This window comes from Streptomyces sp. SP18CS02 (genome assembly GCF_036322365.1).
In the GTDB taxonomy this organism is placed as follows: Bacteria; Actinomycetota; Actinomycetes; order Streptomycetales; family Streptomycetaceae; genus Streptomyces.
On record NZ_JAQYXC010000222.1, the window covers coordinates 23,255 to 37,550 of the forward strand.

At 72.0% G+C, this 14,296-nt stretch carries 8 protein-coding genes and 1 pseudogene; 6 read left to right on the forward strand and 3 right to left on the reverse strand.

Annotation, left to right across the window (positions count from 1 at the left end; genetic code table 11):
• Positions 1–80 precede the first annotated feature (80 nt).
• Complete coding sequence (locus tag PUR26_RS02210; protein ID WP_329868607.1) at positions 81–3,077, forward strand: bifunctional [glutamine synthetase] adenylyltransferase/[glutamine synthetase]-adenylyl-L-tyrosine phosphorylase; 2,997 nt, start codon at positions 81–83, stop codon at positions 3,075–3,077.
• Between the two features lie 190 nt (positions 3,078–3,267).
• On the opposite strand, the gene PUR26_RS02215 is transcribed toward PUR26_RS02210, so the two are convergent.
• From PUR26_RS02215 to PUR26_RS02225, 3 genes are read right to left on the reverse strand one after another with little or no spacing between them, the layout of a single operon-like run.
• On the reverse strand, positions 3,268–4,155 hold the full coding sequence (locus PUR26_RS02215) for a phosphatase PAP2 family protein (RefSeq protein WP_329868589.1): 888 nt from the start codon (positions 4,153–4,155) through the stop codon (positions 3,268–3,270).
• A gap of 36 nt (positions 4,156–4,191) precedes the next feature.
• Positions 4,192–5,262 carry a LacI family DNA-binding transcriptional regulator gene (locus PUR26_RS02220; protein ID WP_329868591.1) on the reverse strand — a complete coding sequence of 357 codons (1,071 nt, stop codon included), beginning with the start codon at positions 5,260–5,262 and terminating at the stop codon, positions 4,192–4,194.
• A gap of 25 nt (positions 5,263–5,287) precedes the next feature.
• Positions 5,288–7,051 carry a glycoside hydrolase family 13 protein gene (locus tag PUR26_RS02225; RefSeq protein ID WP_329868593.1) on the reverse strand — a complete coding sequence of 588 codons (1,764 nt, stop codon included), beginning with the start codon at positions 7,049–7,051 and terminating at the stop codon, positions 5,288–5,290.
• Between the two features lie 335 nt (positions 7,052–7,386).
• Here PUR26_RS02225 and PUR26_RS02230 point away from each other — a divergent pair, with 335 nt between their 5' ends.
• The 5 genes and pseudogenes from PUR26_RS02230 (at position 7,387) to PUR26_RS02250 (ending at position 13,483) form a co-directional block, all read left to right on the forward strand.
• Entirely contained in the window at positions 7,387–8,661 is a 1,275-nt protein-coding gene (locus PUR26_RS02230) for an extracellular solute-binding protein (RefSeq protein ID WP_329868595.1), read from the forward strand.
• 24 nt (positions 8,662–8,685) lie between these two features.
• Positions 8,686–9,710, forward strand: a pseudogene (locus tag PUR26_RS02235) (carbohydrate ABC transporter permease).
• Positions 9,711–9,715: 5 nt separating this feature from the next.
• Positions 9,716–10,627 carry a sugar ABC transporter permease gene (locus tag PUR26_RS02240; RefSeq protein WP_329868597.1) on the forward strand — a complete coding sequence of 304 codons (912 nt, stop codon included), beginning with the start codon at positions 9,716–9,718 and terminating at the stop codon, positions 10,625–10,627.
• Positions 10,628–10,760: 133 nt separating this feature from the next.
• Positions 10,761–12,413 carry a glycoside hydrolase family 13 protein gene (locus PUR26_RS02245; protein WP_329868598.1) on the forward strand — a complete coding sequence of 551 codons (1,653 nt, stop codon included), beginning with the start codon at positions 10,761–10,763 and terminating at the stop codon, positions 12,411–12,413.
• Complete coding sequence (locus PUR26_RS02250) at positions 12,401–13,483, forward strand: LacI family DNA-binding transcriptional regulator (protein ID WP_329868600.1); 1,083 nt, start codon at positions 12,401–12,403, stop codon at positions 13,481–13,483. Before PUR26_RS02245 ends, PUR26_RS02250 begins: the two co-directional genes overlap by 13 nt.
• Positions 13,484–14,296 lie beyond the last annotated feature (813 nt).

The following is a 14,296-nucleotide window of genomic DNA, read 5'->3' on the forward strand; positions in this document are numbered from 1 at the left end:
TGACCGCTCGCCCCGGGACGGGGGCCGATAGGCTCGGAGCGGGGGGCGAACCGGAGGTACAGGTGGACGGAGAGCGCGCGATGACGGTGCCGGGGCGCAGGAGCAGCACCTTCTCCCGGCTGCTGCGGCACGGATTCACCGACCCCTCCGCCGCCGAGAGGCTGCTGGCCCTGCCCGCCCTGTCCGCCGTGCGCGGCGACCCCGTCCTGCTCGACGCGCTGGGGGCCACCGCCGACCCCGACCTCGCCCTGCGCGGGCTCGTCCGGCTCGCCGAGGCCCAGCCCGACGACGGCAACCAGTCGCTGCTCGCCACGCTCATCGGCGCGAAGCCGCTGCGCGACCGCCTGCTCGGCGTCCTCGGCGCGTCCGAGGCACTCGGCGACCACCTGGCCCGCCACCCCCACGACTGGCGGGCGCTCGTCACCTACGAGGCGAACGACCTCCACCCGGGCGTCGCCGACTTCGAGCGCGGCCTCGCCGCCGCCACCGACCCGGTCTCGCTGCGCGTGGCCTACCGGCGCTGCCTGCTGGCCATAGCCGCCCGTGACGTGTGCGGCACCATCGACGTCGCCGAGACCGCCGCCGAGCTCGCCGACCTGGCCACCGCCACCCTGCGGGCCGCGCTCGCCATCGCCCGGCTCGCCGCCCCCGAGGACGCGGCCCTGTGCAGGCTCGCCGTCATCGCGATGGGCAAGTGCGGCGGACACGAGCTGAACTACGTGTCCGACGTGGACGTGATCTTCGTCGCCGAACCGGCCGACGGCAACGGCGGCGCGGACGAGGGCAAGGCACTCCAGGCCGCGACCCGGCTCGCCTCCCATCTGATGCGGATCTGCTCCGAGACCACGGTCGAGGGCACCATCTGGCCGGTCGACGCCAATCTGCGCCCCGAAGGCCGCAACGGCCCCCTCGTGCGGACCCTCTCCAGCCACCTCGCCTACTACCAGCGCTGGGCCAAGACCTGGGAGTTCCAGGCGCTGCTCAAGGCACGGCCGGTGGCCGGGGACGCCGAGCTCGGCGCCGCGTACATCGACGCCGTCTCCCCCCTGGTGTGGCAGGCCGCCGAGCGCGACAACTTCGTCACCGACGTGCAGAGGATGCGCCGCCGGGTCGTCGACAACATCCCCGCCGCCCAGGTCGACCGGGAACTGAAACTGGGCCCCGGGGGCCTTCGGGACGTCGAGTTCGCCGTCCAGCTGCTCCAGCTGGTGCACGGGCGCAGCGACGCCGGCCTGCACAGCGGCAGCACCCTGGGGGCCCTGGGGGCGCTCGCCGCGGGCGGTTACGTGGGCCGCGTCGACGCCGCGCAGCTCGACGAGGCGTACCGCTTCCTGCGCGCCATGGAGCACCGCATCCAGCTCCACCGGCTGCGCCGCACCCATCTCGTCCCCGAGGACGAGGCCGATCTGCGGCGCCTGGGCCGTTCCCTGGGGCTGCGCACCGACCCGGTCGCCGAGCTCAACCGGGAGTGGCGGCGCCACGCCGCCGTGGTGCGGCGGCTGCACGAGAAGCTGTTCTACCGGCCGCTCCTGGACGCCGTGGCCCAGCTCGCTCCCGGCGAGGCCCGGCTCAGCGCCAAGGCCGCGGGCCAGCGCCTCGAAGCGCTCGGCTACGCCGACCCCGCCGCCGCCCTGCGCCATCTGGAGGCCCTCTCCTCGGGGGTGACCCGCAAGGCCGCCATCCAGCGGACCCTGCTGCCCGTGATGCTGGGCTGGTTCGCGGACTCCGCCGACCCCGACGCGGGGCTGCTCGGCTTCCGCAAGGTCTCCGACGCCCTCGGCAAGACCCCCTGGTACCTGCGGCTGCTGCGCGACGAGGGCGCCGCGGCCGAGAACCTCGCGCGGGTCCTGTCCGCCGGACGGTTCGCCCCCGACCTGCTGCTGCGCGCCCCCGAGGCGGTCGCGATCCTCGGTGCGACCGAGGGGCTGGAGCCGCGCCGCCGCGACCACCTGGAGCCGGAGATCCTGGCGGCGGTCGGCCGCGCCGACAGCCCCGAGCAGGCGGTCGCGGCAGCGCGCGGTGTACGGCGCCGGGAACTGTTCCGCACGGCGGCCGCCGACCTCATCGGGTCGTACGGCACCGAGGACAGCCCCGCCGAGGCCGACCCGGGCGCGCTCGTCGACCGGGTGGGTGACGCGGTCACCGACCTCAACGCGGCGACCGTCGCGGGCGCCCTGCGGGCCGCCGTGCGCGCCGAGTGGGGCGACACGCTGCCGACCAGGTTCGCGGTCATCGGCATGGGCCGCTTCGGCGGCCACGAACTGGGCTACGGCTCCGACGCCGACGTCCTGTTCGTGCACGAGCCGCGTGAGGGCGTCGACGAGCAGGAGGCCGGCCGGGCCGCGAACGCCGTCGTCGCCGAGATGCGCAGACTGCTCCAGCTGCCCACGGCCGACCCGCCGCTGCTGATCGACGCCGATCTGCGCCCGGAGGGCAAGAGCGGCCCGCTGGTGCGCACCCTCAAGTCGTACGAGGCGTACTACCGGCGCTGGTCCCTGACGTGGGAGAGCCAGGCACTGCTACGGGCCGAACCGATGGCCGGCGACGACGAGCTCGGCCGCCGCTTCGTCGAGCTCGTCGACCCGCTGCGCTATCCGGCGGGCGGGCTCGACGACGACGCCGTGCGCGAGATCCGCCGCCTGAAGGCCCGGATGGAGGCGGAACGGCTGCCGCGCGGCGCCGACCCGACCCTCCACGCCAAACTGGGGCGCGGCGGCCTCTCCGACGTCGAATGGACCGTGCAGCTCCTCCAGATGCGCCACGGCCACGCGGTCCCGGGCCTGCGCACCACCCGTACCCGCCGGGCCCTGGCCTCGGCGCGCGACGCGGGGCTGATCACCGAGCAGGACGCCCACACCCTCGACGAGGCATGGGTCCTGGCCTCCCGCGTCCGCAACGGCGTGATGCTGGTACGGGGCCGGGCCGGGGACACCTTCCCGTCCGACGGCCGTGAGCTGGCCGCCGTCGGACGGTACCTGGGGTACGGCCCCGGGCACGTCGGCGAGATGGTCGACGACTACCGGCGTACGACCCGCAGGGCGCGCGGGGTCGTGGAGGAGCTGTTCTACGGAGGCTGACGGAGGCTGACGGAGGCTCACGGAGGCTCACGGGGGCTCACGGAGGCCGGGGCCGGTCGCGCGGGCGGGCGTCCGCCCTCTCGTGCCGGCTCTCCCCGTCGATGCCGTCGTACGGGGAGGTCAGCGGCTCGCCGGTGCCGGGGTCCAGGTCCTCGGGACCCGCAGCGGCACGTCCTGGGCGCGGGTGCCCTCAGGGGCGCGCCTTCGCCAGGAGCGGGACGCCGCCGGCCCGGGGCGGCACATGGCGGGGCAGCCGGTTCGGGAGGCTGCCGTACCAGAGGTACGCCAGGGTGAAGCCGAAGGCCAGGCAGATCATGCCGCCCACCGCGTCCAGCCAGAAGTGGTTGGCGGTGGCCACGATGACCACCAGGGTGAGCGTCGGGTAGAGCAGCCCGATGATCTTCGCCCAATTCGCCCCGGCCAGGGCGTATATGGTCACACCGCACCACAGGGACCAGCCGATGTGCATCGACGGCATCGCGGCGTACTGGTTCGACATGTGCTTGAGGTCGCCCGACGCCATCGAGCCCCAGGTGTGGTGCACCAGCACCGTGTCGATGAACCGCTCGCTGGTCATCAGGCGGGGCGGCGCCAGCGGGTACAGGTAGTAGCCGAGCAGGGCGATACCGGTGGTGGAGAAGAGCACCAGGCGGGCGGCGGCGTACCGCCCGGGGTGCCACCGGTACAGCCACACCAGCACCCCGATCGTCACGATGAAGTGCAGCGTCGCGTAGTAGTAGTTCATCCCCACGATCAGCCACGTCACGGAATCCACCGCGTGGTTGACCGTCTTCTCGACGGCGATGCCGAGGGACTGCTCGGCGCGCCAGATCCAGTCCGCGTTGCGCAGCGCCTGCGCCTTCTGCTCCGGCACGGCGTTGCGGATGAGCGAGTAGGTCCAGTAACTGACCGCGATCAGCAGGATCTCGAACCAGATACGGGGGCGGCGCGGGGCGCGCATCCGCTGCCAGACGCCCGCGGAATCCGGCCGGCGGGCCGCGGGGTCCTGCTCCTGCTCGATGGGTGATGGCGGGGCCGTCGTACGGCCTTCCAGTGTCCTCACAGTCGTGTCACCCATGGGCCAAGAGTCTGCCAGATATGTCCACTCGGTCGATCATCCGTCAGTCGGTTCCTCGACGTCGTTCCTCCGCCTTTCGGAGGACCTCTGACCCCGAGGTCCGGAGGCGGTCGAACCGCGCACCACGAGCTCGGGCATGAAGACGAATTCGCTGTGGGGGGCGGGGGTGCCGCCCACTTCCTCCAGCAGGGCCCGCACCGCCGCCTGTCCCATCGCCTGGACGGGCTGGCGGATGGTCGTCAGGGGCGGGTCCGTGAACGCTATGAGCGGGGAGTCGTCGAAGCCCACCACGGAGATGTCCCGGGGCACCTCCAGCCCCTGCTGGCGGGCGGCCCGGATGGCCCCCAGGGCCATCATGTCGCTGGCGCAGACGATGGCCGTGCAGCCCCGGCCGATCAGCGCGGTCGCGGCGGCCTGTCCGCCCTCCAGCGTGTAGAGCGAGTGCTGGATCAGCTCCTCGGACTCCTCGGCGCTCAGCCCGAACCGCTCCTCGACCCCGAGCTGGAAGCCCTCGATCTTGCGCAGCACGGGCACGAACCGCTTGGGGCCGACCGCCAGCCCGATGCGCGTGTGGCCGAGCGCGGCCAGGTGCGTCACGGCCAGCTGCATCGCCGCCCGGTCGTCGGGCGAGACGAAGGGCGCCTGGATGTTCGGGGAGAAGCCGTTGATCAGGACGAACGGGACACCCTTGCCACGCAGCTGGTCGTAGCGCTGGGTGTCGGCGGTGGTGTCGGCGTGCAGACCGGAGACGAAGATGATCCCCGCGACACCGCGCTCCACGAGCATCTCGGTCAGCTCGTCCTCGGTGGACCCGCCGGGGGTCTGGGTGGCGAGCACCGGGGTGTAGCCCTGGCGGGTCAGCGCCTGGCCGATGACCTGGGCCAGGGCCGGGAAGATGGGGTTGTCCAGTTCGGGCGTTATCAGACCGACCAGGCCGGCGCTGCGCTGTCGCAGCCGCACCGGCCGTTCGTAGCCCAGCACATCGAGAGCGGCAAGCACGGATTGACGGGTGGCAGCGGCCACACCGGGCTTGCCGTTGAGCACGCGGCTGACTGTGGCTTCGCTGACCCCCGCCTGGGCTGCGATGTCGGCAAGCCGCGCGGTCATGGGGTTGGACTGTACCGGTCGCACGTCAGATTGCCCACCAGATGCAGGAGTCAGCGGCGATGAGGGCACTTTCCCCGCCGTCACCGGCCGGATTCCCCCTCGGTTCGCCGAGCGGCAGCTCTCGGGACGGCGTGGGAAGCCGGCCGCCCGCACCGCCGTCGGCGGCCGTGGCGGCGGACCGGTCCGGCTCGCTGGACAGCAGGACCCGGCCGGGCGCCGGCAGCGCCACCGGCCGGCCGGTGGTGTTCACCGTGCACACCAGGTCCCCCTGCCAGGGGCCGCTGCCCGGGCCCGCCGCCCGGCGCCGGAAGGCGAGCACCCCCTCGGGCGCGGGCAGCCACTCGACCGCCTCGCCCGCGCCGAGCGCCGGGTGTGCGCGCCGCACGGCCAGCGCGTCGCGGTACAGCTCCAGCATCGAGTCCGGGTCGCCGGTCTGCGCCTCCACCGACAGCTCACGCCATCCGGGCGGCTGGGGCAGCCAGCTCCCCCCGGGGCCGAAGCCGTACGGCGGGGTGTCGCCGGACCAGGGGAGCGGCACCCGGCACCCGTCCCGCAGCCCGTCCTGGCCGTCGCCGCGCAGGAACGCCGGGTCCTGGCGCACCTCGGCGGGCAGGTCGGTCACCTCGGGCAGCCCGAGCTCCTCGCCCTGGTAGATGTAGGCCGAGCCGGGCAGCGCCAGCATCAGCAGCGCGGCCGCCCTGGCCCGGCGCAGGCCCCGCGGCCCGGCGCCGTACCGCGTGGTGTGGCGGACCACGTCGTGGTTGGAGAGCACCCAGGTGGTGGGGGCGCCGACCGAGGTGGTGGCCCGCAGCGAGTCGTCGATCACCCGGCGCAGGGCGTCCGCGTCCCAGGCGCAGTTCAGGAACTGGAAGTTGAACGCCTGGTGCAGCTCGTCGGGCCGTACGTACAGGGCGAGCCGCTCCGCCGAGGGGGCCCACGCCTCGGCGACCGCGATGCGCTCCCCGCCGTAGCCGTCGAGCAGGCGCCGCCACGCGCGGTGGATCTCGTGGACACCGTCCTGGTCGAAGAACGGCAGCTGCTGCGAGCCGATCAGCCGGACCTGCTCCCGGTGGCCGATGTCGGGCAGCCCGTCCGCCTTGACCATCCCGTGCGCCACGTCGATGCGGAACCCGTCGACGCCCAGATCCAGCCAGAACCGCAGCACCGACTCGAACTCGGCCCGGACCTCCTGGTTCTCCCAGTTCAGATCGGGCTGCTCGGGGGCGAAGAGGTGCAGGTACCAGGAGCCGTCCGCCGTCCGGGTCCAGGCGGGGCCGCCGAAGACGGACTCCCAGTCGTTGGGCGGCAGGGCGCCGTCCGGGCCGGTGCCGGGGCGGAAGTGGTAGCGGGCCCGCTCCGGGCCGCCGTCGCGGCCCGCCAGCGCGGCCGCGAACCACGGGTGACGGTCCGAGGTGTGGTTGGGGACGATGTCGACGATGACCTTCAGGCCCAGCTCATGGGCGGTGCGCACCAGGTCGTCGGCGTCCGCGAGGTCCCCGAAGAGCGGGTCGACGGCACGGTAGTCGGCGACGTCGTAGCCGCCGTCCGCCTGCGGCGAGGCGTAGAAGGGCGTCAGCCAGACCGCGTCCGCGCCCAGACCGGCCAGGTGCGGCAGCCGTTCGCGGGCCCCGCGGAGATCACCGATGCCGTCCCCGTCGCTGTCGGCGAAGGAGCGGACGTACACCTGGTAGATCACGGCCCGCCGCCACCAGTCGGGGCGGCTGCTGGAAGGGCTTGCAGGACTCCGGTCCTCCGGCGCCTGGACGGGGGAGGTGAGCTCGTGGGCCATGTGCGGTGTCCCTCTCGGTGCGGCCGGGATGGGGGATACATGCGACTAACGAGGTGGCAACATCAATGAAACGGTCCTGCAAGGCTTACGAAAAGGCTTGCAGAGCCTGGCAGGGGCGCGCAACCCCACCGCAGGGCCCGTGTCAAGCGATGCGTCGGCAACCGTAGGGACACGTGGATGTAACGATCAGCGGGCCTTGCAGAAATTCGCCGCAAGGTCTTTCGGCTCGTTTTCATCCCTGTTACGTTCCTGGCAACCCGGCGCGCCGCGAGGGAGCGGTCGGCAGGAGGCAGGTCTTCGCCTTCGTCTTCCCGGGATCTTTTGAAGGAGTTCACATGCGGCGTGGCATAGCGGCCACCGCGCTGGTCGCGGCCCTGGCCATGACCTCGGCAGCGTGCGGGGGCGACAGCGGCAGCGACGGCGGCAAGAAGAGCTCGGGAGAGCTCTCCGGCACCGTCACCTTCTGGGACACCTCGAACGAGGCGGAGAAGGGGACCTACCAGGCGCTGGCCGAGGGCTTCACCAAGGAGCACCCCAAGGTCCAGGTCAAGTACGTCAGCGTGCCCTTCGGCGAGGCCAATGCCAAGTTCAAGAACGCCGCCGGAGGCAACTCCGGAGCCCCGGACGTGATGCGCACCGAGGTCGCGTGGGTCGCCGACTTCGCCAGCCTGGGCTACCTCGCCCCGCTCGACGGCACGCCCGCCATCGACAAGGAGGTCGACTGGCTGCCCCAGGCCGCGGCCAGCACCAAGTACGACGGCAAGACCTACGCCGTGCCGCAGGTCATCGACACCATGGCGCTCTTCTACAACAAGAAGATGCTCAAGGACGCCGGCGTCGAGGTGCCCAAGAGCATCGAGGAGCTGAAGGCCGCCGCGTCGAAGATCAGCGCCAAGACGCCCGGCAAGACCGGCCTCTACCTGCGCGGCGACGACCCGTACTGGTTCCTGTCCTTCCTCTACGGCGAGGGCGGTGACATGGTCGACGCCAAGGCCAAGAAGGTCACCATCGACGACGAGTCCGGCGTCAAGGCGTACAAGACCATCAAGGACCTGGTCGACTCGAAGGCGGCGATCACCGACGCCTCCGACGGCTGGAACAACATGCAGAACGCCTTCAAGTCGGGCAAGGTCGCGATGATGCTCAACGGACCGTGGGCCATCCAGGACACCCGCGCCGGCGCCGAGTTCAAGGACCCTGCCAACCTCGGCATCGCGCCCGTCCCGGGCGGCAGCGCCGCGCAGGGCTCCCCGCAGGGCGGCTGGAACCTCTCCGTCTACGCCGGCTCCAAGAACCTGGACGCCTCCTACGAGTTCGCCAAGTACATGAGCTCCGCCAAGGTGCAGCAGCAGACCACGGAGAAGCTCAGCCTGCTGCCGACCCGCATCTCGACCTACGCGGTGCCGTCCGTCGCCGGCAACGAGATGGTCAAGTTCTTCAAGCCGGCCGTCGACAAGGCCGTCGAGCGCCCGTGGATCCCGCAGGGCAACGCCCTCTTCGAGCCGATCCGCCTCCAGATGGCCAACGTCCTCGCGGGCAAGACCGCACCGGACAAGGCGGCGGGCGAGACCGGCGAGGCCTACCGCAAGCTGCTCAAGGACTACAAGTAAGTAGTGGGAAGGGCTGACCGACCAATGGCTGTCGAGACCAGCCAGTCGGTGGTACAGGCCGCGGGCGCGGACAGCGCCCGCGGCCGCGGCCGCCGTACTGAGAAGAACCCGGGCGGCGAGAGCCCCGGCCGGCTGCGCAGGGCGCTGTCCACCTACTGGTACGCCTGGAGCATGGTCGCTCCCGTGGTGATCGTGATCGGCGTGATCATCGGTTACCCGCTGGCGCGTGGCGTCTACCTGTCGCTGACCGACGCCACGAGGCCAACGTCGAGCGCACGATCGGTGTCAACCACATCCCCGCGACCTACGAGTTCGTGGGTCTCGACAACTACAAGGCGATCCTCACCGACAGCGTCTTCTGGGACCGGCTCGGCTGGACCGTCGTGTGGACCGTCACCTGTGTCGCCCTCTCCTTCACCCTCGGCCTGATCCTGGCCAACGTGCTCAACCGCAAGATCAAGGGCCGGGCCGTCTACCGCATGGCGCTCGTCCTGCCGTGGGCCGTCCCCGCCTTCGTCTCCGTCTTCACCTGGCGTCTGCTCTTCAACGAGCGCAGCGGCCTGTTCAACAAGCTGCTCGCGGGCGGCGGCATCGACGGCATCTCCTGGCTGAACGACCCCACCTGGGCCAAGGTCTCCGTCATCGCCGTCAACGTGTGGATCGGCGTGCCCTTCATGCTTGTCGCCATGCTGGGCGGACTTCAGTCCATCCCCGGCGAGCTCTACGAGGCCGCCGAGATGGACGGCGCCAGCGCCTGGCAGCGGTTCCGCCACATCACCCTGCCGGGTCTGCGCCCCGTCGCCAGCACCGTGGTCCTGCTCAGCTGCATCTGGACCTTCAACATGTTCCCGGTGATCTTCCTGCTCACCCGGGGCGGCCCGGGCGACGCCACCGAGATCCTCGTGACGTACGCCTACCGGCTCTCCTTCGTCATCAGCCCGCGCGACTTCGCGGGATCGGCGGCCTGGGGCGTGCTCATCCTGGTGCTGCTGTCGCTCTTCGCGGTGGTCTACCGCCGCGCGCTCCGCAAGCAGGGAGACATGTGGTGACCGACATGACCACCGACACGGCCACCGGCCGCACCACCACCACGCCCGCCGTCACCAGTGGACGCACCGCCGGGGCCCGCAAGGTCCGCGGGCGCGGCGAGCGCTCGCCGCTGGCGTCCCTGGGACTGCACCTGACCCTGCTGATCGCCTCCGTGGTCGCAGTCTTCCCGCCGCTGTGGCTGGTGATCACCTCGTTCAAGCCGAAGACCGACGCCTTCGACACCTCCCTGGTCAAGGACTTCACCTTCGACAACTACAGCCACGTCATCAACGACACCCAGTTCCTGTCCTGGCTGGGCAACTCGGTGATCGTCGTCGGGCTGACCACCGTCATCGGCGTGTTCATCTCCGCCACCACCGGCTACGCCGTCAGCCGCTTCCGCTTCCCCGGGCTGCGCCCGCTGATGTGGCTGTTGCTGATCACCCAGATGTTCCCGGTGGCCGTGCTGATCGTGCCGCTGTACAACCTGCTGGCGAGCCTCGGCATGCTCAACCAGCCCGTCGGCCTGGTCGTCACCTACCTGACCGTCGCCGTGCCGTTCTGCGCCTGGATGATGAAGGGCTACTTCGACGGCATCCCGGCCGAGATCGACGAGGCCGGACGGGTCGACGGGCTCACCCCCTTCGGCACCTTCTGGCGGCTGATCATGCCGCTCGCCAAGCCCGGTCTCGCCGTCACGGCGTTCTACACCTTCATCACCGGCTGGGCGGAGGTCGCCTACGCCTCCGCGTTCATGACCGGCGAGGAGAACCTCACCCTCTCCGGCGGCCTGCAGAGCTTCGTCAACCAGTACACGAGCGACTGGGGTTCGCTGACCGCTGCGGCCGTCCTCATCGCGGCGCCCGCCGCGGTGATCTTCGGCCTGGTCCAGCGCCACCTCGTATCGGGACTGACCGCAGGCGCCACCAAGTCCTGAACCGCAACGCACCACGTACGGATCGGCGCGCACCGCGTACCGCGCGCCGGCCCGTACCGCATCCCGGTCCGCGGCGTCGGTCCGGCCTGTTCCCGGGCCGGCGCCGCTCCCACTCCTCCATCCCAGGGAAGACATGACCCAGCACCTTGCTGCCCCCGCCGCCCCCACCTCCGGCACGGACACGGGCTGGTGGCGCGACGCGGTGATCTACCAGGTCTATCCGCGCAGTTTCGCCGACGGCAACGGCGACGGCATGGGCGACCTGGAGGGCATCCGCAGCCGCCTGCCCCACCTCAAGGACCTCGGCGTCGACGCCGTCTGGCTCAGCCCCTTCTACGCCTCGCCCCAGGCCGACGCCGGGTACGACGTCGCCGACTACCGCGCCATCGACCCGATGTTCGGCAGCCTGCTGGACGCCGACGCGCTCATCCGCGACGCCCATGGCCTGGGGCTGCGCGTCATCGTCGACCTGGTGCCCAACCACTCCTCCGACCGGCACGAATGGTTCCAGCGCGCCCTGCGCGAGGGGCCGGGGTCGCCGCTGCGCGAGCGCTACCACTTCCTCCCCGGCAAGGGAGCCGACGGCGAGCTGCCGCCCAACGACTGGGAGTCCATCTTCGGCGGCCCCGCCTGGACCCGGGTGGCCGACGGCGAGTGGTACCTCCACCTCTTCGCCCCCGAGCAGCCCGACTTCAACTGGGAGCACCCGGCCGTGCGGGACGAGTTCCGCTCGATCCTGCGCTTCTGGCTCGACATGGGCGTGGACGGCTTCCGCGTCGACGTCGCCCACGGGCTCGTCAAGGCCGAGGGACTGCCCGACATCGGCGCGCACGACCAGCTCAAGCTGCTCGGAAACGATGTCATGCCGTTCTTCGACCAGGACGGCGTCCACGAGATCTACCGCAGCTGGCGCGAGGTCCTCGGCGAGTACGACGGGGAGCGCGTCCTCGTCGCGGAGGCCTGGACGCCCACCGTCGAGCGCACCGCGCACTACGTGCGCCCCGACGAGATGCACCAGGCCTTCAACTTCCAGTACCTGGGCACCTACTGGGACGCCGCCGAGCTGCGCGGCGTCATCGACGCCTCGCTCGCCGCGATGCGTCCGGTGGGCGCCCCCACGACCTGGGTGCTCTCCAACCACGACGTCACCCGCCACGCCACCCGGTTCGCCAACCCGGCGGGCCTGGGCACCCAGCTGCGCGAGGCCGGCGACCGCGAGCTCGGTCTGCGCCGGGCCCGCGCCGCCACCCTGCTGATGCTGGCGCTGCCCGGCTCCGCCTACCTCTACCAGGGCGAGGAGCTCGGCCTGCCGGACGTCACCGACCTGCCCGACGAGGTGCGCCAGGACCCGTCGTTCTTCCGCGCCAGCGGCCAGGACGGCTTCCGCGACGGCTGCCGGGTGCCGATACCGTGGACCGTCGACGGCTCCAGCCACGGCTTCGGCAGCGGCGGCAGCTGGCTCCCGCAGCCCGAGGGCTGGGGCGAGCTGAGCGTCCAGGCCCAGACCGGCGACCCCGACTCCACCCTGGAGCTGTACCGCGCCGCGCTGGCGGTACGCCGCCGGGAGCCGGGGCTCGGCGCGGGCACCTCGGTGGAGTGGCTGGACGCCCCCGAGGGCGTACTGGCCTTCCGGCGTGACGGCTTCGTCTGCACCGCCAACACCACGGGCGGCACGGTGAGCCTCCCGGTGGCCGGGCGCGTCCTGCTCACCAGCGGTCCGGTGATCACCGTGACCGACGGCCGGGCCGAGCTGCCCGCGGACACCACCGTCTGGTGGGCGGTGTGACGGTCCCCCTGCCGCGGGTCGACATGGGAAGCGCCCCGCGGCTCTCGGACATCGCGACGCAGGCCGGGGTCAGCGAGGCGACCGTCAGCCGGGTCCTCAACGGCAAGGCGGGCGTCGCGGGCCCCACCCGGCACCGGGTGCTCGCCGCCCTGGACGTCCTGGGCTACGAGCGCCCGGTACGGCTCAAGCGGCGCAGCGCCGGGCTGGTCGGCCTGGTCATCCCCGAGCTCACCAACCCGATCTTCCCCGCTTTCGCCCAGGTCATCGAGCAGGTGCTGGCCGGACACGGCTACACCCCGGTGCTGTGCACCCAGATGCCGGGCGGCGCCACCGAGGACGAACTGGTCGAGCAGCTGGAGGAGCGCGGGGTCACCGGCATCGTCTTCCTGTCCGGGCTGCACGCCGACAGCACCGCCGACCCGGCGCGCTACGTCAGACTGGCCGCCCGCGGCGTCCCGTTCGTACTGATCAACGGCTTCAACGAGCACGTCGACGCGCACTTCGTCTCGCCCGACGACCGGTCGGCCGCGCGCATGGCCGTACGCCATCTGGTCGACCTGGGCCACGAGCGCATCGGCCTCGCCGTCGGCCCCACCCGTTACGTGCCGTCCCGGCGCAAGGCCGAGGGCTTCACGGCCGCCCTGCGCGGCCTGCTCGGCGTGGGGCGCGAGGAGGCCGAACGGTACATCCAGCGCACCCTGTTCAGCGTGGAGGGCGGACACGCGGCGGCCACCATGCTCATCGACCAGGGCTGCACGGGGATCGTCTGCGGCAGCGACCTCATGGCGCTCGGCGCGGTGCGCGCGGTGCGCGGGCGCGGGCTCGACGTGCCGGGGGACGTGTCGGTGGTCGGCTTCGACGACTCGCCGCTCATCGCCTTCACGGACCCGCCGCTCACCACGGTGCGCCAGCCGGTTCAGGCGATGGCGACGGCCGCGGTGGACGCGTTGCTGGAGGAGATCGACGGCAACCCGGTGCAGCGCACGGAGTTCGTCTTCCAGCCGGAGCTCGTGGTGCGCGGCTCGACGGCACGGGCCACGGTGACCGGGCGGGCCCTCCCGCACGCGTGAACGGGGGCGGTGGACCGGGCGTTCCGCTCACGCGGCCGTCCCGCCCGAGGCCGGTCCGTACGCATGGCTGTCCCTCCACACGGCCGGTCCGGGCCCTCGGCCCGGGCCGGCCGACGCGGTCCCGCGGTGTGAACCGGCCGCCGGGCGTGAGCCCGAGGCCACGGATCGTCGGCGTCGGTGCCCGGCGTCGGCGCCCGGTGCCCGGTGCCCGGGGGGCGGTGTGGACCTGCCGGCCCGGGGGGACGGCAGGCGCGGCCTGCCCGGCAGGGGGGTACGTCATGATCGCGAACGCCGTGGTCCGCGCGCGCACGCCCGTCGGGCCCGGTGGTCACGGCAGGGGCCGGAGCCGGAGGACGGGCAGAAGAAGGCCCGGGACCTGCCCTGATCGGGCGGCGGGGACTTCTGCGGCCCCGGGCCTCCCGGTTCATGTGACCGGTCCGGCCGGCCGGGCGCGTGGGAGCCCGGTCACCCCGGGACCCTCGGCCGACCGGACCGGCGTCGTGGTTGAACGTAACACCACTGCAATACCTTGCGAAAGGTCTTGCAACCATGAATCCGCCGGATTTCCGGGGTGTGACGCGACTGTGTCCAGGGGGTTGACCGCGCGGCGGTGGGCTCGTACGGTCACGACCGAAAATAGTTGCTGAGTTCTTGCAGCAAGAACCTTCATCCGGCCTTGCGGGCATGGCGCGTTGCCGTACGAGGCTGCACCGTCGCATCCGCACCTTCCTGTGAACAGGAGGACACATGGCCAGAAAGCTCATGGCTGCCGTGCTCGCCGTCGTGGCGGGGACCGCTGTGGCCGTCACGGCA